The sequence below is a fragment of the Shewanella bicestrii genome, assembly GCF_002216875.1.
In the GTDB taxonomy this organism is placed as follows: Bacteria; Pseudomonadota; Gammaproteobacteria; order Enterobacterales; family Shewanellaceae; genus Shewanella; species Shewanella seohaensis.
Genome location: NZ_CP022358.1, coordinates 4,131,246 through 4,155,824, shown reverse-complemented (window position 1 = coordinate 4,155,824; position 24,579 = coordinate 4,131,246). Strand labels below are relative to the sequence as shown.

Annotated in this window: 23 protein-coding genes; 18 read left to right on the top strand and 5 right to left on the bottom strand. The window is 47.9% G+C overall.

The genetic code is table 11. The annotated features are described in order from the left end of the window. Window positions 1–97: 97 nt before the first annotated feature. A complete protein-coding gene (locus CF168_RS18230) occupies window positions 98–421 on the top strand; it encodes an antibiotic biosynthesis monooxygenase family protein (protein WP_089068563.1) in 324 nt (107 codons plus the stop codon). 81 nt (window positions 422–502) lie between these two features. Here CF168_RS18230 and mscL read toward each other — a convergent pair whose 3' ends face one another. Both mscL and CF168_RS18220 read right to left on the bottom strand, forming a co-directional pair. Next, a complete protein-coding gene (gene mscL / locus CF168_RS18225) occupies window positions 503–913 on the bottom strand; it encodes a large-conductance mechanosensitive channel protein MscL (RefSeq protein ID WP_011715722.1) in 411 nt (136 codons plus the stop codon). 184 nt (window positions 914–1,097) lie between these two features. Further along, window positions 1,098–2,051: a LysR family transcriptional regulator gene (locus CF168_RS18220; RefSeq protein ID WP_089068562.1), complete on the bottom strand. Its 954-nt coding sequence runs from the start codon at window positions 2,049–2,051 to the stop codon at window positions 1,098–1,100. Between the two features lie 97 nt (window positions 2,052–2,148). On the opposite strand from CF168_RS18220, the gene CF168_RS18215 reads away from it, so the two are divergent. From CF168_RS18215 to CF168_RS18195, 5 genes are all read left to right on the top strand, one after another. Then, the gene (locus CF168_RS18215) at window positions 2,149–3,204 is read left to right on the top strand and encodes an HlyD family secretion protein (protein WP_011627308.1); all 1,056 of its coding nucleotides are present in this window, start codon (window positions 2,149–2,151) and stop codon (window positions 3,202–3,204) included. A 13-nt stretch (window positions 3,205–3,217) separates the two neighbouring features. Beyond that, complete coding sequence (locus tag CF168_RS18210) at window positions 3,218–4,825, top strand: DHA2 family efflux MFS transporter permease subunit (RefSeq protein WP_089068561.1); 1,608 nt, start codon at window positions 3,218–3,220, stop codon at window positions 4,823–4,825. A gap of 129 nt (window positions 4,826–4,954) precedes the next feature. After that, the gene (locus CF168_RS18205) at window positions 4,955–5,428 is read left to right on the top strand and encodes a GNAT family N-acetyltransferase (protein ID WP_089068560.1); all 474 of its coding nucleotides are present in this window, start codon (window positions 4,955–4,957) and stop codon (window positions 5,426–5,428) included. A gap of 42 nt (window positions 5,429–5,470) precedes the next feature. Next, window positions 5,471–5,797 (top strand): putative quinol monooxygenase, encoded by a 327-nt coding sequence (locus CF168_RS18200; protein WP_011715727.1) that lies wholly within the window; start codon window positions 5,471–5,473, stop codon window positions 5,795–5,797. Window positions 5,798–5,823: 26 nt separating this feature from the next. Next, window positions 5,824–6,711 carry a radical SAM protein gene (locus CF168_RS18195; protein ID WP_089068559.1) on the top strand — a complete coding sequence of 296 codons (888 nt, stop codon included), beginning with the start codon at window positions 5,824–5,826 and terminating at the stop codon, window positions 6,709–6,711. 66 nt (window positions 6,712–6,777) lie between these two features. Here CF168_RS18195 and CF168_RS18190 read toward each other — a convergent pair whose 3' ends face one another. Then, a complete protein-coding gene (locus CF168_RS18190; protein WP_089068558.1) occupies window positions 6,778–8,886 on the bottom strand; it encodes a TonB-dependent siderophore receptor in 2,109 nt (702 codons plus the stop codon). A 317-nt stretch (window positions 8,887–9,203) separates the two neighbouring features. Here CF168_RS18190 and CF168_RS18185 point away from each other — a divergent pair, with 317 nt between their 5' ends. The 7 genes from CF168_RS18185 (at window position 9,204) to CF168_RS18155 (ending at window position 15,895) form a co-directional block, all read left to right on the top strand. Next, on the top strand, window positions 9,204–9,548 hold the full coding sequence (locus tag CF168_RS18185) for a metalloregulator ArsR/SmtB family transcription factor (RefSeq protein WP_011627301.1): 345 nt from the start codon (window positions 9,204–9,206) through the stop codon (window positions 9,546–9,548). Window positions 9,549–9,583: 35 nt separating this feature from the next. After that, window positions 9,584–10,603, top strand: a complete 1,020-nt coding sequence (gene arsB, locus CF168_RS18180; RefSeq protein WP_089068557.1) for an ACR3 family arsenite efflux transporter — start codon at window positions 9,584–9,586, stop codon at window positions 10,601–10,603. A gap of 64 nt (window positions 10,604–10,667) precedes the next feature. Beyond that, window positions 10,668–11,681: an ArsJ-associated glyceraldehyde-3-phosphate dehydrogenase gene (locus CF168_RS18175; protein ID WP_089068556.1), complete on the top strand. Its 1,014-nt coding sequence runs from the start codon at window positions 10,668–10,670 to the stop codon at window positions 11,679–11,681. A 9-nt stretch (window positions 11,682–11,690) separates the two neighbouring features. Further along, complete coding sequence (gene arsJ / locus CF168_RS18170) at window positions 11,691–12,953, top strand: organoarsenical effux MFS transporter ArsJ (protein WP_089068555.1); 1,263 nt, start codon at window positions 11,691–11,693, stop codon at window positions 12,951–12,953. 7 nt (window positions 12,954–12,960) lie between these two features. Then, entirely contained in the window at window positions 12,961–13,830 is an 870-nt protein-coding gene (locus tag CF168_RS18165) for a DUF2927 domain-containing protein (protein ID WP_240520041.1), read from the top strand. Between the two features lie 118 nt (window positions 13,831–13,948). Then, window positions 13,949–15,391, top strand: a complete 1,443-nt coding sequence (locus tag CF168_RS18160; protein WP_089068554.1) for an MBL fold metallo-hydrolase RNA specificity domain-containing protein — start codon at window positions 13,949–13,951, stop codon at window positions 15,389–15,391. A gap of 132 nt (window positions 15,392–15,523) precedes the next feature. Then, on the top strand, window positions 15,524–15,895 hold the full coding sequence (locus CF168_RS18155; protein WP_240520040.1) for a hypothetical protein: 372 nt from the start codon (window positions 15,524–15,526) through the stop codon (window positions 15,893–15,895). 67 nt (window positions 15,896–15,962) lie between these two features. On the opposite strand, the gene CF168_RS18150 is transcribed toward CF168_RS18155, so the two are convergent. Then, window positions 15,963–17,318 (bottom strand): flavohemoglobin expression-modulating QEGLA motif protein, encoded by a 1,356-nt coding sequence (locus tag CF168_RS18150; RefSeq protein WP_086902970.1) that lies wholly within the window; start codon window positions 17,316–17,318, stop codon window positions 15,963–15,965. Window positions 17,319–17,598: 280 nt separating this feature from the next. Here CF168_RS18150 and CF168_RS18145 point away from each other — a divergent pair, with 280 nt between their 5' ends. Next, window positions 17,599–18,561 carry a PDC sensor domain-containing protein gene (locus CF168_RS18145; RefSeq protein ID WP_023268836.1) on the top strand — a complete coding sequence of 321 codons (963 nt, stop codon included), beginning with the start codon at window positions 17,599–17,601 and terminating at the stop codon, window positions 18,559–18,561. Between the two features lie 104 nt (window positions 18,562–18,665). Here the strand turns inward: CF168_RS18145 and CF168_RS18140 are convergent, their stop codons facing one another. Further along, window positions 18,666–18,842: a PA3496 family putative envelope integrity protein gene (locus CF168_RS18140; RefSeq protein ID WP_011621344.1), complete on the bottom strand. Its 177-nt coding sequence runs from the start codon at window positions 18,840–18,842 to the stop codon at window positions 18,666–18,668. Window positions 18,843–19,156: 314 nt separating this feature from the next. Here CF168_RS18140 and CF168_RS18135 point away from each other — a divergent pair, with 314 nt between their 5' ends. From CF168_RS18135 to rimK, 4 genes are all read left to right on the top strand, one after another. Further along, window positions 19,157–21,310, top strand: coding sequence for a CHASE domain-containing sensor histidine kinase (locus CF168_RS18135; RefSeq protein ID WP_089068553.1), 2,154 nt, complete (start codon window positions 19,157–19,159; stop codon window positions 21,308–21,310). Continuing rightward, entirely contained in the window at window positions 21,307–21,741 is a 435-nt protein-coding gene (locus CF168_RS18130; RefSeq protein WP_089068552.1) for a response regulator, read from the top strand. The genes CF168_RS18135 and CF168_RS18130 overlap by 4 nt, the downstream gene beginning before the upstream one ends. 9 nt (window positions 21,742–21,750) lie before the next feature. After that, the gene (locus CF168_RS18125) at window positions 21,751–23,469 is read left to right on the top strand and encodes a putative bifunctional diguanylate cyclase/phosphodiesterase (protein ID WP_089068551.1); all 1,719 of its coding nucleotides are present in this window, start codon (window positions 21,751–21,753) and stop codon (window positions 23,467–23,469) included. A gap of 166 nt (window positions 23,470–23,635) precedes the next feature. Continuing rightward, window positions 23,636–24,541 (top strand): 30S ribosomal protein S6--L-glutamate ligase, encoded by a 906-nt coding sequence (gene rimK, locus CF168_RS18120; protein WP_011621348.1) that lies wholly within the window; start codon window positions 23,636–23,638, stop codon window positions 24,539–24,541. The last annotated feature ends 38 nt before the right edge of the window (window positions 24,542–24,579 follow it).

The window sequence follows — 24,579 nt, the reverse complement described above, 5'->3', positions numbered from 1 at the left end:
AAGGCTCAATGTTAAAGTTAAAAATCAGTGAGCTATAGTGCGCGATCTAGGCTAGGCTTAGCTCTGGTATTAAGGATTACTATCTCTGGAGAGCATTATGATCGCAGTCATTTTTGAAGTCGTGCCCACGAAAGAAGGCAAGGAAGAATATCTGCACGTGGCAGCTGAGATGCGCCAATATTTAGAAGGGCGTCAGGGGCTGATTTCAATTGAACGGTTTCAGAGCTTAACCGACGATGGCAAGGTGCTGAGCTTATCGTTTTGGGATGATATGGCCTCTATTACCCAATGGCGTAATCAAATGGCCCACAGCATTGCGCAGCAGACAGGTATTGTGCCTTGCTTATTTAACTCTTATCGCATCCGTGTTGCCGAAGTAGTGCAAGACTATAGCGAAACAGTGCACGACGTGCCCGAGTAAACTAAGCGCTTGAACAAAAACAAAACCCATCGAAGTCGATGGGTTTTTTATTGCAATCAATCAGTTAAAATTGGCGTTAGCTTATTTTTCTTGCTGCGCTTTAAGCAGATCGCGGATCTCTGATAACAGCTCTTGATCTTTGGTCGGTGCAGGTGGCGCTTTCGGCGCTTCTTCCTGTTTGCGTTTTAGGCTGTTAATGGCTTTTAAACCCATAAAAATCGCGAAGGCGATAATGGTAAAGTCGATGATGGTTTGAATGAATTTACCGTAAGCAATCACTACCGCTGGCGCATCGCCCTGGGCGGCTTGCAACACTATGCTCAGATCGCTGAAATTCACGCCACCTAAGATGATCCCAATTGGCGGCATAATGATATCGGCTACAAAGGATGAGACTATCTTGCCAAAAGCGGCCCCGATGATAATACCCACCGCCATATCTATCACATTGCCACGGGACGCAAAAGCCTTGAACTCTTTTATTAAGCTCATTAGGTTTCCTCCGAAATTAAAAATGAAATGTTAAATTTTATTGTGTTATCTGTATCAGGAAAACCTAAGGGTCTTTTGCTGCCTGTTACCTTGCCAAGCTTATAGGGGCTTAAGGATTAAGGCAATTCTGACATTCGGGATTTATCCTTCGTCGACTGATTTCACCCTCTGAAAGTTACAATTGTTAAGTTTGGCGTGGGGAAGGCTGCTCTTGCTGACCGATAAATTCTGGCACTTCTAATACCTGTGACCCCCAGCGTTTGAACAGGGCGGTATAGATAAATTCGATAAAGACGCGATATTTTCGTGGTAAATACGCCCGTTTGGGATAGCTGAGCACCACTTTGGTTTGCACCATTGGATAATCGTCGAGGAGCGACACTAAATAGCCTTTCTCTATCGCTTCCTGCGCAATAATCGACGGCACGGCCGTAATGCCAAGCCCAGCAATGGCGGCTTCGCGGGCAATGGTGACATTGTTTACGGTTAGTTGTGTGACGGGTTCTATCACCACCCAAGACTGGCCATCAAACAGCTTCCACGCCCCTTCAATATGTGCCGACTGTAAGCGAATCGCTTTATGCTTGGCTAAGTCCTGCGGCACTTTGGGTGTGCCGTGTTCGGCTAAATAACTTGGGCTTGCCATCAATGATTTGTAGGCGTTAACTAAGGAATAACTCTGCAGACGCGTATCGCTCGAGTCGGCGATTTGGAATAACAAATCGATGCCTTCTTCTATCACATCAACCTTGCGGTTAGTGAGCTCAGCCTCAATGGTGATATCGGGATAAAGGGTTAAAAACTGGGCGAAGATCGGCCCGAGAAACAATTGGCCTAACTCGATGGGGCACACTATTTTTAGGTTGCCTTTAATCAATTGCTGGTGGGCGCTGAGCTGATTTTCGGCGCTCTGTAGATCGCTCAAGATCTTATTGATCCGATTGTAGTAACTCGATCCCGCCTCGGTGAGTTTGAGGGCGCGGGTCGTTCGGAATAACAATTGGGTGCCAGTATCTGACTCCAGTTCGGCAATCTTGCGACTGACGGTGGCCTTAGTTAAACCCAGGGCCTTGGCGGCGCCAGTAAAGCTACCTTGCTCGACCACTTGGGCAAATATCTGCACACGATTGAGATCCATGATTGTTACACCTGTGAAACAGTGGGTTGATTTTTAACTATCTAATAAACGTGATGAGACAGTAGTACACTAGCACTCACTAATCAAGGAGTCATTCATGTCCAAAAGTAAGCTCATCATCGCCGTTCCACTGATACTCGCCGCTGTCGCGGGGGGCGGCTATTACTGGTGGACGCAAGTACGTTTTATCGAAACCACTGACAACGCCTATGTTGAGGCCGATATCTCCCATGTGAGCGTTAAGGTCCCAGGTTATGTGGTGTTATCCGATGTGACCGATAACCAGCATGTGCGTAAGGGGGAGTTATTGGCGCAGCTTGAGGATAACCAGTTTAGCGCCAAAGTCAGCCAAGCCGAGGCGTCACTCGCCAGTGCTAAGGCCGATCTGCAAACCTTAGCCGCTAAAGTGGAATTACAACATGCGTTGATCAGTCAAGCGAGTGCGGGCGTGGTCGCAGCGCAGGCCGACAAACTGCGCGCCGAGCAACAGTTAACTCGTGCTAAAAAGTTAAAAGTCAGCAACTACAGCTCACAGGACGATGTCGACCAATTGCAGGCAGGTTTTGATTCTGCCGCCGCTGGGCTGGATGAAGCCAAGGCATTGTTAGTGGCTAAAGAGCGTGAGCTTGCCGTGTTCAATGCCCAGCTTAATCAAGCTGGCTCTGTGGTAGAGCAGTCGAATGCGGCATTGGAGCTGGCTAAAATTCAGCTTAATGATACCCGCGTGACCGCGCCTTTCTCTGGGGTGATTGGTAAACGCGGCGCCATGGTGGGGCAGTATGTACAGCCCGGCCAGGCACTCTACAGTTTGGTTCCGGATGGGGCTGTGTGGATCACGGCGAACTTTAAAGAAACCCAAATCCAACACATGCAACCTGGGCAGTCGGTGCAGGTCAGTCTCGATGCGTTTCCCGACAAAACCTTTACAGGTGTTATCGATAGTCTGTCGCCGGCGTCCGGAGCCAAATTTAGTCTGCTGCCCGCCGAAAATGCCACGGGTAACTTCACTAAAATCGTGCAACGAATTCCGGTGCGGATCCGTTTAGATCTCTCAGAAGAAGAGGCACGTGTCGTCCCCGGTTTAAGTGCCGTGGTCAAGGTCGATACTGCGTCGCATCCGACGACAGCCATCGCTGCTAACGTCGGTCGCTAAGTAGGTCGTTAACATGAGCACAATTGCTGCGGCACCTGAGGCTATCGCCGCGGGGGCTACACCGAGCGAATATGAGCGTGGTAGTCGCCGATCGTGGATTGCTGTTTTCGGTGGTTTGATTGGCGCCTTTATGGCGATCCTCGATATTCAAATCACTAATGCCTCGATGAAGGAAATCCAAGGCAGTCTCGGCGCGACGCTGGAGGAAGGCAGTTGGATTTCAACGGCTTATCTTGTTGCCGAGATGATTGCGATCCCGCTCTCGGGTTGGTTAAGCACAGGACTGTCGGTCAGGCGATATCTGCTGTGGACCACAGCTGCCTTTATCTTTGCCTCTATTCTGTGTTCGATTTCGTGGAACCTCGAGGCCATGATCGCCTTTCGGGCGTTGCAGGGCTTCTTTGGTGGCGCGCTGATCCCGCTAGCCTTTCGGTTGATCTTAGAATTTTTACCCGAGAATAAACGTGCCGTGGGGATGGCGTTATTCGGGGTGACGGCGACGTTTGCTCCCTCGATTGGCCCAACCTTAGGTGGTTGGTTAACTGAGCATTTTAGTTGGCATTACCTGTTTTATATCAACGTGCCGCCCGGATTGCTGGTGATGGCGATGTTGGCCTATGGTCTCGAAAAGCGCCCCGTGGTGTGGGACAAGCTGAAAAATGCCGACTTAGCGGGCATTGTCACTATGGCGCTGGGTATGGGCTGCCTCGAAGTGGTACTTGAGGAAGGTAACCGCAAGGATTGGTTTGGCTCGGATTTAATCCGCAATCTCGCCATCATTGCCGCAGTGAATTTAGTGCTGTTTGTGTGGATCCAGCTTAAACGTAAAGATCCTTTAGTGAATTTGCGCCTGCTCGGTAAACGCGATTTTGTGCTTTCAACCATAGCTTACTTTTTGCTGGGGATGGCACTCTTTGGTGCTATCTATTTGATCCCACTTTATTTGTCTCAAGTGCATGATTACACGCCGCTGGAAATCGGCGAAGTCATTATGTGGATGGGCTTCCCGCAGTTGTTGGTATTGCCATTAGTGCCGCGGTTAATGCAACGTTTCGACGGGCGTTACTTAGCCGCCTTCGGCTTTTTTATGTTTGCCCTCAGTTATTACATGAATAGCCAAATGACCGCCGATTACGCTGGGCCGCAGATGATTGCCTCCCAAGTGGTGCGCGCCTTAGGCCAGCCCTTTATCTTAGTGCCCATTGGTATGCTGGCGACGGCCCATTTAAAGCCCCATGAGAATCCTTCGGCTTCGACCGTACTGAACGTGATGCGTAATTTAGGCGGTGCCTTTGGTATCGCGCTGGTGGCGACCTTAACTGATAACTTAGCCCGCAGCCATTTGGCCCATGTTAAGGAGTCTTTGCCTGCGGTCAGCACACAGGCACAGGACTATTTGAATCAGAGTGCCAGCATGTTGCAACAGGGGGGCTCGGATCCCTATACCGCCTCCATCCAGGCCAAGGCTCTGTTAGGGCAAACCATGAGTCAGCAGGCTTATATTCAAGCCTATAACGATGTGTTTTTGATTATGGGTGCCCTGTTGTTAATTGCCGTTGTGGCTGTGCTGCTTATCCGTAAACCTCAAGGGCCAGTCGCCCACGATGCGGCTATCGAATAAGACTGACTCATTTCGTTTTCGCAATGCGTAACCCTTGCGCCTTAATTCCCCCAGGATTAAGGCGCTTTTTTATGCGGCGACCGCTGTGGTAGACTCGGGCTCTTTTCCGGTTGTACGCAGAGCCTTTTTATGTCGATACCAGATTCAGTCAAGTGGCAAAATCTTAAATTTAATCAATTAACTGCTAACACTTTGTATGAGATTCTTAAACTGAGAGTCGATGTGTTTGTGGTCGAGCAGGCCTGTGCTTATCCAGAGCTTGACGATAAAGATAGACACCCTGAAACCCAGCATTTAATCGGCCTATCGCCAGCGGGTGAGTTACTCACCTATGCCCGCATCTTACCTCCTGGGCAGAGTTATCCCGAGGCTAGTATTGGCCGAGTCGTTGTGTCTCCAGCGGGACGAGGTAAAGGGCTGGCTATGCCCTTGATGCAACGGGCGATTGATGCCGCTCTTAGCTCTTGGCCTGCTGCAGGTATCCAAATTGGTGCTCAGGATTATCTGAAAAGCTTCTACCAAAAACTTGGGTTTAACGCCTGTTCCGACATGTATTTGGAAGATGGCATTCCCCATATTGATATGCGCTACCAGCCTAAGTGATCAGGTTTTAACTAGCTGAATTTACTTTATTAAGGAAATCAAATGACGACAGTTACGGACTACAAAATCAATCAACAACAACTCGTTTGCGTCGCGAGCTTTTTAGCGAAAGAAGGTAAAACCGAGGCCTTGATTGCGGCACTCGCTTCGCTGATCCCCGATACGCGCCGCGAAGCGGGCTGCATCCGCTATGAACTCAACGTCAGCCGTGATGAACCGCGCCGCGTGACCTTTGTGGAGAAGTTTGTCGATATCGCCGCGTTCGATGAGCACTGCGCTAAGGATGCCATTCAGCATTATTTCCATCAGGTGATGCCCGAGTTAGTCGAGTCTTTCCATGTGGAAACTTACCATCAAGTCATCGCTTAATTTATCTGGCTTAACAGGAGTTTGCAGTGTTAATTAACTACATTGAACCTGTATTTAGACCGCCATCAGAATGGAAGTCGTTAATACTGCAAGTGACTAACGGTTGTAGTTGGAATCAGTGCAGTTTTTGCGATATGTACACTCAGCCGCAAAAAGCCTTTAGAGCACAAAAACTCGATAAGATTGAAAAAGATATTCTCGCAATTGCCCAAACTGGTATGCCAGTATCGCGGGTGTTTTTGGCCGATGGTGATGCTATGAGCTTACCCTTTGCACGGCTAGAGGCGATTTGCGAGTTAATCCATAAGCACTTACCACAGGTTACGCGGATCAGCAGTTATTGTTTGCCGCGTAACTTGAATAATAAAACTCCTGAGCAGCTCGCTCGGCTGCGGGAGTTAGGCCTAAGTCTACTGTACGTTGGCTGCGAAAGTGGTGATGACGAAGTGCTGACCAAGATTAAAAAAGGCGAAACTTTCGAGTCATCGCTGGCGGCATTACAAAAAATTCGCGCGGCGGGAATGAAGTCTTCTGTCATGATCCTCAATGGCTTAGGTGGCGTAGCATTATCGCAGCAACATGCCATCAACTCGGCCAAGTTGATGAATGCTGCCCAGCCCGATTATTTATCCACATTGGTGGTTACTTTGCCGCTCGGTACAGAGCGGATGGATGCCGTGTTTGATGGTCAGTTTCAGTTGCCGGACCAATTGGGATTATTCCAAGAAATGCAAACCCTGCTTAGCCATTTAGAGCTGGAGCAAACGATTTTTCGCTCCGATCATGCCTCTAATTACCTTGTGCTAAAAGGAGTATTAGGTAAGGACAAGGCCAAATTGCTGGCACAGGTTGAGCAGGCGATTAACGCGCCGCGCAGCATTCCCTTAAGGCAGGAATGGCAGCGGGGTTTGTAATTGAGGCCGAGTAAAAAGCCCCAGGAAGATGCTGGGGCTTTTTTATTGTAAACGGATCAGCAGTGCTTAGAAATTATAACGAACGCTGACTTTGTAGCTGCGTGGCTCGCCAGGCATAGTCCACATCGATGAATAAGAGCTTTGATAGTAAACTTCGTCGAATAGGTTAGTGATATTAAATTGCAGGCTAACATCTTGATTTAACGCGTAGGTACTAAATAAATTCACTAAGGTATATGCCGGCAGTATGTAGTTTGGATCAATGGTTTCACCTAAGCGATCGCCCACATAAAGCACTGTCGCTCCCGCGGAGGCATCGGAACCAAACAATGAAGTATCATGTTTTAGCGTGAGATGACCATTGTGTTTTGGAATGTTGATTAAACGACTGCCTTCGGGAATGCTCACGCCCCAATCTGCGTTGAGAATATCGTTAGCTGTCTTGGCATCGGTATAGGCGTAGGATAGCAACAGCTGAGTATTGGCTGTTAGGTAGGCAGCCAAATCCAGCTCAACCCCTTGGCTATCGGCTTTACCTAGTGCCGCTGAAAAAGCTGAATTCACAGGGTCTGCAGTTAGCACATTACTCTTTTCGGCGCGGAAGAGGGCGATAGAGCCTGTCAGATTTTCTAACTCAAACTTAGTACCTAGCTCATAGGATTTACTCTCTTCGGGTTCGAATGCGACACCGCGATAATCAGAACCGGTGTTAGGGCGAAAACCTTCAGAGTAACTGCCATAGAGGCTTAACCAAGGTTGCCATTCGTAAACGATACCAGCTCTTGGACTAAAGACATTTTGGGTTTGATTGGATTCTGTCTGATTTTTATGGTTTTCAATGCTTTGCTCGAAACTGTCAAAGCGGCCACCTAAGGTGAGTTTCCATTTTTCGCTGAGATCGAGTTGATCCTGAAGATAGATCCCATAGTTATCCTGAGTCTCTACTTGGTTGTAGAGCAGGGCGCCTTCGGGCGCAATTTGTCCATAGACTGGATTGTAAACATTGATGCTGTAAGTGGTATCGCCAGCTGCTGGGCGGAAGCGCTCCCAATATTTGTCAAAATGGAAGTGATAACCGTCTGCGCCAATGAGAAGGTGGTGGCTAATATCGCCAGTCTCGACTTTACCGCTTAACTCAATGCGGCCCGATAAGTCCGTTGAGGTGAAGTTACGGTAGTTATGTTGACGGCTTAGGGTTTCACCGTCGATATTGAGCATTTGACGACTTTTCACCAGCTCTGGATCGCTTGAGTAGCCTTCAAGTCCAGTGTCGCGGTAGCTAATACCCGATAATAAACTCCAGTTACCAAAGTCATGTTCTAAGGTAAATTGGTGGGCTAACAAATCTATTTGGGTTGCACCATCGCTGGCTTCACCTAGATATCTATCAATGGGTATGGCTTTAATGTCGCCGTCAATAGCCACAATCCCGCGGTCGAAGGGGACTTTTTGGTTTGCATATTCCAGTTCATAGCTTAGGCGCGTAGTATCGCTGGCTACCCAAAGCAAAGAGGGGGTTAAAATCCGTTTTTCCGAATCAACAGGATTGCGAAAGCTCCCCTTATCTTCAATTGCACCATTAACCCTAAAGGCTAAATCGTCGGTAATGGCGTTAGTATAATCCCCCTCAAGACGGTAATTATCCCAGCGACCAGCACTGGCTTGCAGATAGCCTTCTTGGAAGAATTTAGGTTTTTTGGTGATGATATTGATGGTGCCGCCAGGTTCTGCACGGCCATAAAGAGCAGATCCTGGACCTTTCATAATCTCGATACTTTCTACGTTCGCAGTATCACGGGTACCACCAAAACCACGTCCCGCATCATAACCATTAACTAGATAACCCGAGGGAACGTTTTCATCGCCCACAAAGCCGCGCACGGCGAAACTATCCCACATACCACCAAAATTATTTTGACGATTGACTGAGCTCGATAAATCCAGCGCATCCATAAGCGTCGATATACCTGCATCGCTAATTTGCTCCATCGACAGGCTTTCTACCGCCTGTGGCTGAGCTTTCAGTGGCACATCCCCTCGAAATGGTTGGCGAATACCTTTGACTTCGAGGTGTTCGATATTGGGCGTGGACTCTTCGGCATAAACTGTTTGAGTAAGCACACTTAAGATGGCGATTTGAATAAGGGATACACGAAAAATGCCTCTAGTAGACATATGGATTGGCTCCGGAGTTTGGCAATTATCTAATGTTTTTATGATTACAGAGCTTTGGTTTGATGATGTGGTAGAGGAGAGAAAACAACATATTGCACCATAACTTTTAGCTTAGTACGGATTTTAATGGCAACTATTATCATTTGCAATTGATGGTTTTTATATCCATTTAGCTGATGTGATCTTGTTCAAACAATATCCTTCTTAAATTTAAATAGGCTATAGACAGAATTTATTTTGATTATGATGATTATGTATATATGTTTTTTCATATATACTTTATTCCATATGTAACCTGATTGTTTTGGGAGCACTCGATGCAACCCGTGGCATTTTTTAAGGCTCTTGCCGATGAGACTCGGCTGAAATGTTTACTGCTAATCCAGCGGGAAGGGGAGCTGTGCGTCTGTGAATTAATGGCCGCGCTGTCGGAGATCCAACCTAAGATCTCCCGGCATTTAGCGCAGTTAAAGAAAGCAGGGATCTTAGTCGATAGGCGCCAAGGTCAATGGGTGTTTTATCAAATTAATCCTGAGCTGAGTGCTTGGTGTCAGCAAGTATTAGCGCAAAGTTGTGAGGCTAATAGCCCGTTTTTAGCTGAAAGTATGCAGAATCTGTGCAGCATGGGGGCTCGTCCCGAACGTGCTAAAGCCTGCTGCTGAATCGCAAACAATGCAATTTGTGAGTCGAGGTCGTGATGGGGATCTTTGAACGTTATTTAAGTGTCTGGGTTGGCTTGAGTATTCTTGCTGGAGTCACGCTTGGGAATCTGGCGCCAGAGGCATTTTCCGCTATCGCGGCTGTCGAGTTGGCCCATGTGAATTTGATTATTGCGTTATTCATCTGGGTGATGATCTATCCCATGATGGTGCAGATTGACTTTTCGGCGGTTAAACATGTCGGTAAAAACCCCAAGGGGTTGTTGCTGACACTCACTATTAACTGGCTAATTAAACCCTTCACCATGGCCTTGCTCGGTTGGTTGTTCTTCAAATGGGTGTTTGCTCCTTGGGTCGACCCGCAAACGGCGGGTGAGTATATCGCGGGGATGATTCTGCTCGGCGTCGCCCCTTGCACCGCCATGGTGTTTGTTTGGAGCCAACTGACGAAGGGCGATCCTAACTACACTTTAGTGCAAGTCTCTGTTAACGATATCATTATGGTGTTTTTGTTTGCGCCGCTCTGCGCGTTGTTGCTGGGGGTGAGTGATATTCAAGTGCCGTGGGAAACCCTGCTGCTTTCAGTGGTGTTGTATGTCTTATTGCCCTTAGTCGCAGGCGTGTTGACTCGAAAACGCCTCGAGGCAAGCCATGGTGCCAGCGCGGTGCCGCAGTTATTGGCTAAACTCAAACCTTGGTCTGTGATAGGGCTACTGGCGACGGTTGTGCTGTTATTTGGTTTTCAAGCCAAGACTATAGTGACACAGCCACAAAATATTCTACTCATAGCTATTCCTTTGATTATTCAGACCTATGGCATTTTTATTTTGACTTACTGGTTGGCGCTAAAGCTCAAATTGACCCATGCCATTGCCGCGCCCGCGAGCATGATAGGTTCTTCTAACTTCTTTGAATTAGCCGTAGCCGTGGCAATTTCGCTCTTTGGTTTGCATTCGGGGGCCGCGCTGGCGACCGTGGTGGGCGTGTTGGTTGAAGTGCCAGTGATGTTGTCTTTAGTTTACTTTGCCAATCGCACTCGCCATTGGTTTACGACTTAATCTGTTTTCAAAATAATTATATTTTAAATCAACAAATTGTAATTTAATTGGGTATTTATAAATCATGGCAATTAAAATCGGAATTAATGGATTTGGGCGCATGGGGCGTTTGGCTCTTCGTGCGGCGTGGGAATGGGATGATGTTGAGTTTGTGCAAATCAACGATCCCGCTGGGGATGCGGCTACCTTGGCCCATTTGCTTGAGTTCGATTCAGTCCATGGTCGCTGGCGTTATCCGGTAACGGCGAGTCAGGATGGCATTCAAATCCAAGATAAAACCATTCGCACCACAGGCAATAAAACGATTGCCGAGACCGATTGGTCGGGATGCGATGTGGTGATTGAAGCCTCCGGGGTGATGAAAACTAAAGCCTTACTGCAAGCCTATTTAGAGCAAGGTGTGAAGCGGGTGGTGGTAACGGCGCCAGTTAAAGAGGAAGGTGTGTTAAATGTGGTGATGGGCGTGAATCATCAGTTATACGATCCGGCTATTCATCCGATTGTGACCGCGGCTTCCTGCACGACCAACTGTCTTGCACCGGTAGTGAAAGTGATCCATGAGCAGATTGGCATCAAGCACGGTTCCATGACCACTATCCATGATATTACTAACACCCAAACGATTCTGGATGCGCCGCACAAGGATCTGCGCCGCGCCCGCGCCTGTGGGTTAAGTTTAATCCCCACTACCACAGGCAGTGCGACGGCAATTACCCATATTTTCCCTGAGCTTAAGGGCAAGCTGAATGGCCATGCGGTACGGGTGCCGCTCGCCAACGCATCCCTCACCGATTGTGTATTTGAGCTTGAGCGCAGCGTGACCGAAGCGGAAGTGAATGCACTGCTACAAACCGCCGCCGAAGGTGAACTCAAAGGCATTTTAGGTTATGAGGAGCGGCCGTTAGTCTCGGTTGATTATAAAACCGATCCCCGTTCGAGCATTGTCGATGCGCTCTCGACCATGGTGGTGAATGGTACTCAGCTAAAACTTTACGTGTGGTACGACAATGAGTGGGGATATGCCAACCGTACGGCAGAGCTCGCCCGCTTAGTCGGCCAGCTTGATTTGCCGCGTTAGGAGAGCACAGTGCCTGCCGCCAAGCTATTTGAACAACTGATGCAATTGCCCGCAGCTGTGCGGCAATATTTGCTGATCACCTTCAATTATTGGAGTTTTACCTTAACCGATGGTGCGCTGCGGATGTTGGTGGTACTGCATTTTCACGATCTCGGTTATACGCCATTCGCGATTGCGATGTTGTTCTTGTTCTATGAGATTTTTGGTGTCGTAACTAATCTGGTGGGCGGTTATCTCGGCGCTCGCCTAGGGCTAAATCGCACCATGAATCTAGGCCTTGGCATGCAGGTGTTGGCATTAGGGATGTTATTGGTGCCAGCGGCCAGTTTACCGCTGTGGCTCGCGGGCGTGCCCTGGGTGATGGCGGCGCAGGCGCTTTCTGGCATTGCTAAAGATCTCAACAAGATGAGCGCCAAAAGCGCGATTAAATTGCTGGTTCCAAAGGGGGAGCAGGGCAAGCTTTACCATTGGGTTGCCCTGTTAACCGGATCTAAAAATGCCCTAAAAGGGGCGGGTTTTTTCCTCGGTGGCGCCTTGTTAGCGGGATTAGGTTTCAATATGGCGATTGCCGCCATGATGGCCGTGCTTGCACTGGTGTGGTTAATGAGTCTGGCCTTGCTGAAAAAAGATCTGGGGAAAGCGAAGAACAAACCTAAGTTCACCGAGATTTTTTCTAAAAGCCGCAGCGTGAATATTCTCTCGGCGGCGCGCCTGTTTTTGTTTGCCGCAAGGGATGTGTGGTTTGTGGTGGCTTTGCCCGTGTATCTGGCGAGCCAATGGGGCTGGGATCATTGGGCCGTGGGCGGCTTTTTGGCGCTCTGGGTGATAGGCTACGGCATAGTGCAAACCTTAGCACCGAAGATTACCGGTGCGAGCAAAGGGGAAGCTGGCACTTCGCAGCGTATCCCCGATGGTTATACCGCCTTAGTTTGGTCGACCCTATTAGCTTTTATTCCCGCGTTAATCGCACTCAGTTTGTACCTGGATTTCTCACCACAGCTCAGTCTGATCTTGGGGCTGATGTTATTTGGCGGACTGTTTGCGATTAACTCTTCACTGCACAGCTATTTAATCGTGAGTTACGCCAGTGAAGAGGCGGTATCCCTCGATGTGGGATTCTATTATATGGCCAATGCCATGGGGCGTTTAGTCGGAACCGTGCTCTCGGGCTGGGTGTATCAGAGTTATGGGTTGGTGGCCTGTTTGTGGATTTCGACGGCCTTTATTGCAATGACGGCACTGATCTCTATCAAGCTGCCTCGACAAGGATAGGAATAGGATGCTCTCGGAGTTAAAGCGTTTCAAAAATCATGGTGTCATTGGTTTAATCGCCCTGTTTTTGCCATTCGTTATCGTGCCCGCGAAGGCCGCGAACGATTCGACACCAAGCGCTGCGATAACGTCCGATGCAACACTTAACCTGGTGCCAAAACCTATTCGAGATTGGAAAAATCCCGCCTATATTATCCAAGCCTTCGATGAGATAGCCCTTAAAAATGAATACGATAAAGATAAACATCGGGTTCGGAAATGGCGTCAGCCCGTGCGTGTCTTTGTCGAGCATCAAGTGGGCGATAATGGGTTGCATGCACAATTGGTGCAGATGCATTTAAGCCATTTAGCACAAATCACCGGCCACAGTATTGTCAAAGTGGATTCGCTCGAAGAGGCCAATTTACACTTAGTCTTTACCCGTCAATCCCAATGGGCCGATGTGGTGATGCGTCTTATGGGGGCAAGTGCGGCCAGTAATATTCATGGCTCTGTTTGTATGGGCAAATTTGCGCTTAATTCCCAGAATGAAATTGAGCGTGCTTGGGTGGTTATACCCGTCGACCAAGCGCAAATGCATGGCAAATTGGTGGCCTGCGTGGTGGAAGAAATCACCCAAGTGCTGGGCCTACCCAATGATTCGGTGAAAGTATTTCCTTCCATTTTTAACGATAAAACACCGCAGGATTTACTCACAGGGCTGGATTATATTTTGCTGAAACTGCTCTACAGTGCGGATATTCATGCCGGCATGACGGCCGCCGAAGTGCAGCCCATATTGCAGAAACTGCTGGAGCAATGGCTGCGGGATGGCACGCTGACACAAGCCGATAAAGCGGTTCGTCAGGGCCAGTTGTACCCACTGTTAGGTTATTGATCCCCAAGGTTTTACATCGAAAGTTGGCTTTGATCATGCTTTACCAATTATTCCTTTTTCTTTTAGGAATAAGGGCATAGTCTATCTTTAAAAGAGATAAACATGCTGGAGGCAGGCTATGCAGATGACATTGCAGTTTTTGGGCGCGACCGAGGAAGTGACTGGCTCGTGCCACTTACTCACAGTGGCAGGTAAGCAAATGCTGCTCGATTGCGGCCTCATCCAAGGTGGCAAGGCCGATGAGTTACGTAATCACGAACCTTTTAGCTTCGATCCCCTTGCGATTTCAGCCGTTGTTTTGAGTCATGCCCATATTGATCATTCGGGCCGCTTACCCCTGTTGGTTAAGGCTGGCTATACCGGGCCGATTTTTACCCATAAAGCGACGGCAGAGCTGTGTGCCATCATGCTGAAAGATGCCGCCATGTTGCAGTTGCGCGATACCGAAAGAACCAATAAAAAGCGCGCTAAGCATGAGTTGGAGCCTTTAGAACCGCTATTTACAGTAGAGGATGCGGAGCAGGCTATTACTCAGTTTGTGTCGCTTGAATATGGCCAAGTCACCCAAGTGATCCCCCATGTGGATATTTGCTTATCGGATGCGGGGCATATTTTAGGCTCGGCACTGGTAGAGCTTTGGTTGGGAGAAGGGAAAGCGCAGAAAAAACTGGTATTTAGTGGCGATCTTGGCCGTGCTGGCATGCCGATATTACGTAATCCCACCTTAGTCGACACCGCCGATTTAGTGCTAATGGAAAGCACCTACGGTAATCGTTTTCACCGCAGTTGGACCGATACTCTGGCCGAGTTAAAGGCGATTTTCGCCAAGGCGGTGACCGAGAGCCACGGCAATATTCTGTTGCCGGCCTTCTCCGTGGGGCGTGCGCAGGAGCTTTTGTATCTATTTCATCTGTATGCCAAAGAATGGGATCTCTCCCGCTGGAAAGTCTGCCTCGACAGCCCTATGGCGATTGAGGCAACGCGGGTGTATGTCAATAACTATCCCTTAATGGACGATGATTTTAAGCGCTTTACGCGCCAGCATCCGGGGCAACATCCATTATTGTCGAATGTAGAATTTATCCAAACGACTGAGGAGTCTATCGCCCTTAACGATGTGCACAAAGGGTTGATCATTATTGCAGGCAGTGGCATGTGTAACGGTGGGCGCATTCGCAGTCATTTAGAGCACAATCTATGGCGCCCAGAATGCGATGTGATTATCTGCGGCTATCAAGCACTTGGTACGCCGGGACGCGCCTTAGTCGATGGCGCCGAGGAACTCACTATCCATGGTAATAGCATCAAAGTTGCCGCTAAATTGCACACTGTCGGTGGCTTATCGGCCCACGCGGATCAGGCGGAGTTATTACGTTGGTATCGACATTTTGAAGCGCAGCCGCCCTTGGTGCTTGTTCACGGCGAACCCGAAGCCCAGCAGGGATTAGTCGCTGTGATGAATCAAGACACGAAAACCAAACCTAAAGCGCTTGCCATCGCCAGCCGTGGCGATATGTTGGATTTAAATGCCTTACCCAAATTAGTTTGGGTGACTAACTAGACAAGATAACGTTCTTAATTAGTTAATTTTGTTGCATTATTGACATTGAAGCATGCTTGGTTTACACCTTTAAGCACTTTAGTTATAGCTACTGTATCTCGCTGTGATAGACAGGCTCAATGGAATGAAATAATGATAATTCGAAAAAGCTATTTGCTCGTATGTATTCTTTTACTTGCCGGATGTAGCGGGGCAACGTTTAGAACCAATGTCGGATCTGTGGCGTTAAATAATGCGATTGCTGGCACTGTGGAAGTGTACACAATGGCGGAGTTATCGCGACATAAATACGTAGGATTGGGTGAAGTGTCTGCAACCTATTGTAAAAGTGAGATCGACCCAACGGTAAAAGTTGATATTGATGATTTGAAAAAGGATTTAAAGCTTCAAGTACAGAAATTAGGTGGTAATGCGATTATTTTCTACGAGTGTGGCAAGGGGATCTATCCTGCTTGCCAGCAGTATTTAGAGTGCAATGGTGAAGGATTCGAAATCGAAAACTAAACCTTAAAAACTCTGTCTTAACATTGAAGGCTCACATTGTTTGTGAGCCTTCAATGTTAATGGGGGTTTAGTCAGAGTTATTATCAAATTCAGTGTCGTCGAGTAACTCGAGGCTTGGGTCGATACTGGGCACGTCTTTAAATAAGCGGGTGAAGTGACGTTGCACCCCTTTCAGATCGATTCCTGCTAATCCTGAGGCGAAACCAAACCAAGCATACAAGCCGCTGAAGTTGTCGAACATCGGCGGCAAATACTTAGGTGGCGTCAGAATTCCTTCTTGGCAAGCTTGATAGAGCACGGGGATGTCCTCAATGGCGAGTTTGCCTAAAAACAGCATAGGGATCAGTTCGGGTAAACCCGATGTGATGGCGCTGCGGATAAAGTTGATGTTTTCGACATAACCACGCACATAGGAAATATCTTTGGTAAAAAAGCTGCCACCTTCGACCATGCCGCCACGAAACACCCTTTGTGTGACTCGATAACTATCCTTAGCGCTAAGATTTAACTCTCTAAAATAGTTAAATACTTCAATAAAGTTTGCCCCATTTTCCGCCATATCTACCGCAGCAACACGGTCGCTAATACGGCGGGCGCGGCCTGGGTTAGAACTTAGGGTGAGCATTTCAAGTAAGACGGCAAGCCCTTCTTGGGTGGCTGCTACGCGGGGAGAACCGACGCTGAGCCAAGTCGCATGGGGTTGAGCCCGACCATTGAGGGTGGTGCCTACATGTACCCAGCCTTCATGGACTTCGTACACATTGAGATCTGACTCGCTGAACATGGCTTTGCTGTTGAGTTTGACCGTATCGCCACCCACTGCGGCGTCAGACACAATCCCGTCACTCAAACGCACCCGCATATCATCACTGTGAAAGTATTTTTCCAATCGCTGGCTCAGCACATTCACGGCTTCGGGAGCACTGATGATTTTGGGGTGATGCTTATTCATATGCCGCGCGGCGGGCAGGGAGAAGATATAACTGAGTTTATCGCCCAATTGGCGCAGGGTGTGGCGATCGCCATGTAATCTGTGGCTGGCGCTGCCGTAGAGTTCTTGGCTCAGCTGACCAAAGACAGGGGTTCCTCGATGACCCAGCATATCGACAACTAAGCGATATTGGTCGACGTTAGCAACTAAGATCTTACCCAGCTTGTCTTTTTTACCCAAACGGCGGTGGATTTCTTGTTTTAAGGCAAGCAGTTCGGCTTGGGTTTTAACGGGATCGAAGGGCAAGGCAATTTTTTGATAAAAATCTTGGCTAATCGCTGGCAGAACCGTGCCTTTACTGGAGAGAAAGCGCTCTTCCATTTCCCGTGGCCATTTGATGGCATCTAAAATTTTAATCGGCGTTTGGATGCGGATAAGCTCATCGGAAAGGCGGCGTAAATCTTCTTGATACTGGGCTAACGACTCTGACATTCCCGTAATCCTGTTGCTACTTGGACGATAAAAATTAGCTTAATCATAGCGGTAAAGCCGCTGTATTTATAGGTTTCTTCCCCCAAGCAATTGAATATTGTCGATTAAATACCTTAAACACTATCGATTTAATGAATCATTTTGGTGCAACGCGGCTTATTTTAGCGCGAGACAGCGTTAACCTAATCTCATAACCCACTGTTAAACATTAACTTATTTAGCTGGCATCAAAGCTGCTTTGCGTGTTTGAGCAATGGGATAACGTCGAATGGAGAGAGTTATGGCTGCAATGAGCTATTTGAGTGTGATTGAGCGTTATCACGAATACGAGGCCACAGTGCATGAGCTGATGGAGTCCATTTTAACGGGGATTGCAGATGCGGATTTGTTTCACCAACCTAAAGTCGATATCAAGGCCATGAAAGGCATTGCGGGCAGTTACCCCTTTGTCGAGCTGATGTATTTGCTCGATACCCAAGGAGTGCAAATAAGCCAAAATATCACAGTGGTCGATCAGCAGATCAAGTTAGTGCCCCTTGGCGGTAATCGTGATCGCAGTCAGCGGCCTTATTTTACTAATCGGGATGAGTCCGATGGCGTCAATATCACTCGCCCTTACCTATCCAATGCCAGCGGGAACTTATGTCTATCAGCCTCCTTAGCGATTGTGCAGCAGGAGCAAAAGCTGGGTTATCTGGTCGTCGATGTGGATTTGACGCGAATGATTGAGTTTATGATGGGCGACAGTGCTCGTCGGCGAGTAACGCCAGCCTTTAAAGCCGTGTATGGCTTGATAGTCGCAGGGCTTTTTGTGCTGGTGATGGTGCTACTTTGGACGGCGCTTAGGGATATTTATGGGTTATTTGTGGTGGATCATGTCGGGCAAGATCCATTGCAACCCTTTGGGATCATAATCTTTATGACTCTAGCGTTAGCGATCTTTGACCTTGGTAAAACCATTCTCGAGGAAGAAGTGTTAATGCATAAGGATATTTTTCGCCACAGCTCCACCCGCCGAACCATCACTCGCTTTGTTTCAACGATCTTGATCGCCATTTCGATTGAGGCGTTATTGACCATGTTTAAGGCGTCACTGGGCGAGAAACAATATATCGAGCCAGCGATTTGGATGATGTTGGCCGTGGTAGGGTTATTAGTCGGTTTAGGGGCTTATGTGTATCTCGGGGCAAAAGCAGAATGGCTGCTGATTAAAACTCAGGCTTATAAGAGTGGTAAAAAGTAGCATCAAAAGAATAGTAAATTGTACACCCAGCCCCTAGGAGCTGGGTGAGGCTTTTAGAAAAACGTCGGGTTTGAGTCACCTAACGCCTTAAGGGAACGGGCAGCTTAGAAAAAGTCGTCATCTCCTAATGCACGTCTTAACTCGGCGCGTTCAAGGTAATCTTCTAAGCGTTTCTTAATTTCGCGCTTATGTTGCATTGCCTCGGCTGCTTTGCTGTTTCTAGGGGTGGTCATTGCCTCAATTTCAGTATCGTTGGGCACGACTTCAGTAATATGAGCCATAACGAATTCCTCATGTTGTTCCTAACGCCTTTCTATCTAAAAAGAGTGTGGCAGAAAAGCAAAAAATTTTGCGAGTCAACGTAAAATTTTCTTCCCGTGGTGCCGAAACGCGACGTCGTAGGCTTGTCATATTATCGCGCTATTTTGGGCTATTTCAGCGAATGCTGAATTTTGTGATTAAGCGCATAACTCATTATTTTTATTTTCTAAGTTAATTCCTACTTAAATGGTCGGATTGACTTGAATTTGCCTAAAACACCAACAACACTTGGAGAAGTCATTATCATCAACTTGGTGCTAGGGATTTAGCGTGTATGGACATGGATAGTTTCCCCGATTCTTTCAGCCCCTCAAAAAATGTTTATGCCAGCGTAATCAGTTCCAGTTGGTTGATGTTACTCGCCGCCGTTTTTTTTATGGGGATATCCTGGTATGTCCTCGAAGAATATTTACGAGACCGGGGTGAAGAGCGTTTTAACAATAATGTTCAAGATCTTATTGCTGCCGTCAGCAGTCGTATGACCGCCTATGAGCAAGTATTACGCGGCGGAGTTGGATTATTTCTAGCTTCTGATGGGGTGACGCGCCATGAATGGCAACTCTATGTTTCTAATGCCCGCTTAACCGAGTATTACCCAGGAATTCAAGGTCTAGGCTTCGCGCAGCTCTTAACTCCAGCCAACTTAGATTCCTTTACGCAAGAGGTGCAACAGGAAGGTTTTAGCGATTATCGAGTCACTCCCACAGGTGAGCGGGAGTTCTACTGCGCCATCAAATATCTAGAGCCATTTGACTGGCGCAATCAAAGGGCATTTGGTTTTGACATGTGCTCAGAGCCTACCCGCAGAACGGCCATCTTACATGCCATTGCCACAGGGCTTCCTACCGCATCGGGTAAGGTCACCTTAGTGCAAGAAACCCCGGATGATGCTCAGGCTGGCATTTTAATGTATGTCCCTTTATACCGTGGTCAGCCGATGACGGAGGAAGAGCGTAAGCAGCAGGCTATCGGCGTGGTGTACGCCCCATTTCGTATGAATGATCTGATGCAAGGGATTATGGGGAAACGTTTCTCGGGATTAAAACTGGCGATTTACGATGGTATGGAGGCCAATAACGAGAGCCTGATGTTTAGCAGTCATAAAGCCTTGCCCTCTACAAATGATGTGTTTTATCAATCCCAGCTAGAAACCATGGAAGGCCAAGTTTGGCGTTTAGAGGTGTCCTCCGAGTCACGCTTTATCTCAAGTGCAGAACAAACCCAAAGTGTGTGGCTTCAGGTGATTGGGAGTGCGTTTATCTTAGCCTTGTTTTACTCAGTGCTGACGATGGCGCGAAATCGCTATCAAGAGTCGCGATTAACGGCAGAGTTAATTGCCAACGAAAAACGCTTCCGCCTCGTGATTGAAGCTTCACCCAGCGCGCTTTTTATGGTGGATAGAAGTGGCGTCATTACCTTAGTGAACACCCATGCCGAACGCCTATTTGGATATGCACGGGATGAGTTACTCGGTCGTTCAATCAATATGTTACTGCCCGAAGGGTTGAGGGAAATACATCAACAGCATATGGGCGCTTATCTTGCCCAACCGATCGCGAAAAACATGTCGTTGCGGGATGACTTGTTCGGATGCTGTAAGGATGGGACGCGGCTGGCGATTGAAGTCGGGCTAACACCAATTCACTTCAGTAATGGCGTGTCGATATTGGCGACGATAAACAATGTGTCGGAGCGTAAGCGGATAGAAGCGCAGCGCATTGAACATACTAAGGAGCTTGAGCGTATCAATAAGGAACTTGACCAGTTTGCCTACATTGCCTCCCATGATTTGAAGTCACCACTGCGCGGCATAGAGCAATTAACTAACTGGCTCAGTGAAGATCTGTCCGAGAACACCGACGAAAATGTTCAAAAATATTTAGGTTTAATCCAAAGCCGTATTCAGCGGATGGTGTTGCTACTCGACGGATTACTGATGTTTTCGCGTATTGGTCGAGTCGATACCGAGATTGTTGAAGTCGACACTCGGCTGCTTGTGGAAGATATGTTTGCCTTAGTGGCCCCGCCACAGGGATTCTGTTTAGTGCTTGAAGGGAATTTCCCAACGCTTAAGACAGTGAAAACCTTGTTAGAACTGGTGATCCGCAACTTAATCAGTAACGCGATTAAACACCATGATAAAGGTGAAGGTGTCATCAAAGTGATATGTGAAACCTCGAATCATCATTATTGGTTTAGCGTCATTGATGATGGTCCTGGGATTGCCAGTAGTTTCCATGGAAAGGTGTTTCAAATGTTCCAGACCCTTAGACCAAGAGATGAGGTTGAAGGCAGTGGTTTAGGCCTGTCATTAGTTAAAAAGACAGTAGAAAGTCTTGGCGGAAAAATTCAACTAGAATCAGAAGGGCGAGGATGTTGTTTCCGGTTTAGCTGGCCAATGCACATAGTCAACAAGGAGGGGATATGAGCAATCGTCATGACTATAAACAAGTCACCATTTTATTAGTGGATGATGACGATGTGGATTATATGGCGGTACAGAGGGCGATGAAGCAGCTGCGCTTACTGAATCCGCTCGTTCGGGCGAGGGATGGGCTCGAAGCGCTCTCTATTCTGACTCATTCGGATGCCATTAAAGGATCCTATTTAATTCTGCTCGATCTCAATATGCCCCGCATGAATGGGTTCGAATTTCTCGAACATATTCGCTCCAATCCGGTGTTGTCCTCCTCTGTGGTTTTTATGCTCACGACCTCGAGCGCTGATGAAGACAGAATGAGGGCGTACAGTCACCACGTTGCAGGCTACATGGTGAAAACGGATATTAAAGACGGTTTTAATAACATTTTTAATATGTTGGAAGGCTACTGGCGCATCGTGGAGCTTCCAAGCGTATAGGGTGTGTATATGGATTTACTACTGATCGATGATGATGAAGTCGATAGAACTGCCATTATTCGGGCGCTGCGGCAGTCGAAATTAGCCTTTAATGTCATTGAGGCTAATTGTGCATTTGATGGTTTAAATCTTGCGTTAGAGCGTCATTTTGACGGTATCTTACTCGATTATTTGCTGCCCGATGCTAACGGCTTAGAAGTGCTGATCAAGCTTAACTCTATGACTCAAGAGCAAACCGTAGTGGTAATGCTGAGTCGCTACGAAGATGAAAAACTGGCGCAGCGCTGTATCGAGCTGGGCGCGCAGGACTTTTTACTGAAGGATGAAGTCAATTCAAGAATTCTAAGCCGTTCAATTCGTTACGCTAAGCAACGGGCTTCTATGGCTCTGGCTTTACGCAACAGTCACCAAAAACTCAAAGAACTCGCCGAGCACGATTCGCTCACCAAATTAATGAATCGCTATGGATTTGAGTTGTGCCTCAATCGCGCCATCGCGAGGGCGAAACGCAGCAACGATTTTTTAGCGGTGATCTTGCTAGATCTAGATGATTTTAAAGCGATTAATGACACTTTAGGGCATCAAACGGGTGATATCTTACTCGTAAAGGTGGCGTCGAGGTTAAGTTCGGTATTGCGCGATGGTGACGTGATTGCCCGCTTAGGTGGGGATGAGTTTGTGGTGCTGGTGACCGACAATGACTACAAATATTTTCCCATGATAGTGGCTAATCGGCTGCTCAAGGCCTTTGAAGACGTATTTGAGCTTGGGGATAACGACGTGATGATTGGTGCCAGTATTGGGGTGGCCTTTTATAACGAGGCCGCATCCGATAGCTCTGAGCTGATGAAATGCGCCGATATCGCCATGTATCGCGCGAAAAAAATGGGCCGTAACCAAATTCAGTTTTATTCCGAAGCCTTAGACCGTGAGGTGCGCTATCGCAATCATATCGAGTCTAGCCTGAGAATGGCGTTGAGGCAGAACGAGCTGAAAGTTTACTATCAGGCACAAGTCGACGCTCAAACCCACAAAGTGATTGGTATGGAAGCGCTGATCCGTTGGTTACATCCCCAAGATGGACTGATTTCACCGGATCAGTTCCTCCCCATTGCCGAAGAAATCGGACTGATGGAGGAGATTGGGGATTGGATCCTGCTTGAGGCGTGTCGACAGGCGCAGCAATGGTTGAGCCTCTTAGCGCCGACCGGGCGCAGTTTTACTATGGCGGTGAATCTGTCCGCCTCGCAAATTGGTCATATCGACTTATACGAGAAGATAGTGAAAACTCTGGATGCAACTGGGCTTGCCCCCACGGCGCTGGAGTTAGAGATCACTGAAAACTGCTTGATTGAAGAACCCCATGAGCATGCCAAGGTGCTGGATAAGATTGCGCAACTTGGGGTGCGCTTTGCCCTCGATGACTTTGGCACAGGTTTTTCATCATTAGAGCATATTAAACTCTTTCCAATCAGTGTATTAAAAATCGATAAGAGCTTTATTGCCTCCTACGATAAGGACGAAAAAGACACTCGTTTACTCGCCGCATTACTCAATTTTGCCTATGGTTTTAACGTCACCGCGGTAGCGGAAGGGATTGAAACCGTCGAGCAAGCCGAGTTTTGCACCGAAAGGCATTGCAATGTGTTACAGGGATATCTTTTCTCACGCCCCATAGAGGCGAGTGAATTTGAAGCTAAGTACATCACTCCCTTACTTCCTAAATAGCGAACCTAAATTGTGAAGATTATCTTACGTTTGGCTAGTGCCGAGGTTTTCGTCTGGTGAGGAATATTTTCTTGCTTTACACTCAGCAATAGACAAATATCTGCGCCCCTTTCTGATGCAGTGTGCTCAGAGCTTCAATCACAGTGTTTAATTTGGTCATTTGGCAATGAAAATAGGTATCTTATCCCAGTTCCCTGAGTTGTATTCCACCCGACGTTTAGTGGCGGCCTGCGAGAGCCGTGGCCATGAAGCCGTGGTTATTAATACCTTGAATTGCTACATGAATATCAACTCCATCAAGCCGAGCATTCATTATCAAGGCCAAGAGTTAACGGGATTCGATGCCATTATTCCGCGGATCCACGCGAGTGTGACCTTTTACGGCTGTGCCGTGGTGCGCCAGTTTGAAATGATGGGCGTATTTGCTGCCAATGACTCGATTTCAATCGCACGTTCACGGGACAAGTTACGCGCACTGCAATTGCTGTCCCGCAAAGGTATCGGCATGCCAGTGACGGGGTTTGCCAATAAACCCAATGATATTCCCGACTTGATTAACATGGTGGGCGGTGCCCCTTTAGTGATTAAGTTGTTGGAAGGCACCCAAGGGATTGGTGTGGTGTTAGCCGAAACTAAAACCGCCGCCGAGAGCGTGATTGAAGCCTTTTTAGGGCTGAAAGCCAATATCATGGTGCAGGAATATATTAAGGAGTCCAACGGCAGCGATATTCGCTGTTTTGTGGTCGGCGATAAAGTGGTGGCTTCGATGAAGCGTCAAGGGCCCGAAGGGGATTTTCGCTCTAATCTGCACTTAGGCGGCTGCGGCGAGAAAGTAAAAATTACGCCCGAAGAGCGCAAGATGGCGGTTGCCGCAGTGAAGGCTATGGGGTTAGTGGTGGCGGGGGTTGATATTTTACGATCGAATCGCGGCCCCTTGATCCTAGAGGTGAACTCGGCGCCCGGTATTGAAGGCATTGAGCAGACCACGGGGATTTCGGTGACTGAGCCTATCGTGGAATATATTGAGAAGATGGTATTGGCGCGTAAATCGAACCGCGCCGTGATAGCCTAACAAAAACGCCGCGATTATCGCGGCGTTTTTTTAGCGTT

Coding starts and splice junctions, on each gene's coding strand:
- CF168_RS18135 (WP_089068553.1), top strand. CDS start 19,157: ATGGACATGGATAGTTTCCCCGATTCTTTCAGCCCCTCAAAAAATGTT.
- CF168_RS18230 (WP_089068563.1), top strand. CDS start 98: ATGATCGCAGTCATTTTTGAAGTCGTGCCCACGAAAGAAGGCAAGGAA.
- CF168_RS18165 (WP_240520041.1), top strand. CDS start 12,961: ATGCTCTCGGAGTTAAAGCGTTTCAAAAATCATGGTGTCATTGGTTTA.
- CF168_RS18155 (WP_240520040.1), top strand. CDS start 15,524: ATGATAATTCGAAAAAGCTATTTGCTCGTATGTATTCTTTTACTTGCC.
- CF168_RS18150 (WP_086902970.1), bottom strand. CDS start 17,318: ATGTCAGAGTCGTTAGCCCAGTATCAAGAAGATTTACGCCGCCTTTCC.
- CF168_RS18215 (WP_011627308.1), top strand. CDS start 2,149: ATGTCCAAAAGTAAGCTCATCATCGCCGTTCCACTGATACTCGCCGCT.
- CF168_RS18175 (WP_089068556.1), top strand. CDS start 10,668: ATGGCAATTAAAATCGGAATTAATGGATTTGGGCGCATGGGGCGTTTG.
- CF168_RS18140 (WP_011621344.1), bottom strand. CDS start 18,842: ATGGCTCATATTACTGAAGTCGTGCCCAACGATACTGAAATTGAGGCA.
- CF168_RS18210 (WP_089068561.1), top strand. CDS start 3,218: ATGAGCACAATTGCTGCGGCACCTGAGGCTATCGCCGCGGGGGCTACA.
- CF168_RS18160 (WP_089068554.1), top strand. CDS start 13,949: ATGCAGATGACATTGCAGTTTTTGGGCGCGACCGAGGAAGTGACTGGC.
- CF168_RS18130 (WP_089068552.1), top strand. CDS start 21,307: ATGAGCAATCGTCATGACTATAAACAAGTCACCATTTTATTAGTGGAT.
- mscL (WP_011715722.1), bottom strand. CDS start 913: ATGAGCTTAATAAAAGAGTTCAAGGCTTTTGCGTCCCGTGGCAATGTG.
- CF168_RS18125 (WP_089068551.1), top strand. CDS start 21,751: ATGGATTTACTACTGATCGATGATGATGAAGTCGATAGAACTGCCATT.
- CF168_RS18205 (WP_089068560.1), top strand. CDS start 4,955: ATGTCGATACCAGATTCAGTCAAGTGGCAAAATCTTAAATTTAATCAA.
- CF168_RS18220 (WP_089068562.1), bottom strand. CDS start 2,051: ATGGATCTCAATCGTGTGCAGATATTTGCCCAAGTGGTCGAGCAAGGT.
- CF168_RS18200 (WP_011715727.1), top strand. CDS start 5,471: ATGACGACAGTTACGGACTACAAAATCAATCAACAACAACTCGTTTGC.
- rimK (WP_011621348.1), top strand. CDS start 23,636: ATGAAAATAGGTATCTTATCCCAGTTCCCTGAGTTGTATTCCACCCGA.
- CF168_RS18145 (WP_023268836.1), top strand. CDS start 17,599: ATGGCTGCAATGAGCTATTTGAGTGTGATTGAGCGTTATCACGAATAC.
- arsB (WP_089068557.1), top strand. CDS start 9,584: ATGGGGATCTTTGAACGTTATTTAAGTGTCTGGGTTGGCTTGAGTATT.
- CF168_RS18190 (WP_089068558.1), bottom strand. CDS start 8,886: ATGTCTACTAGAGGCATTTTTCGTGTATCCCTTATTCAAATCGCCATC.
- CF168_RS18185 (WP_011627301.1), top strand. CDS start 9,204: ATGCAACCCGTGGCATTTTTTAAGGCTCTTGCCGATGAGACTCGGCTG.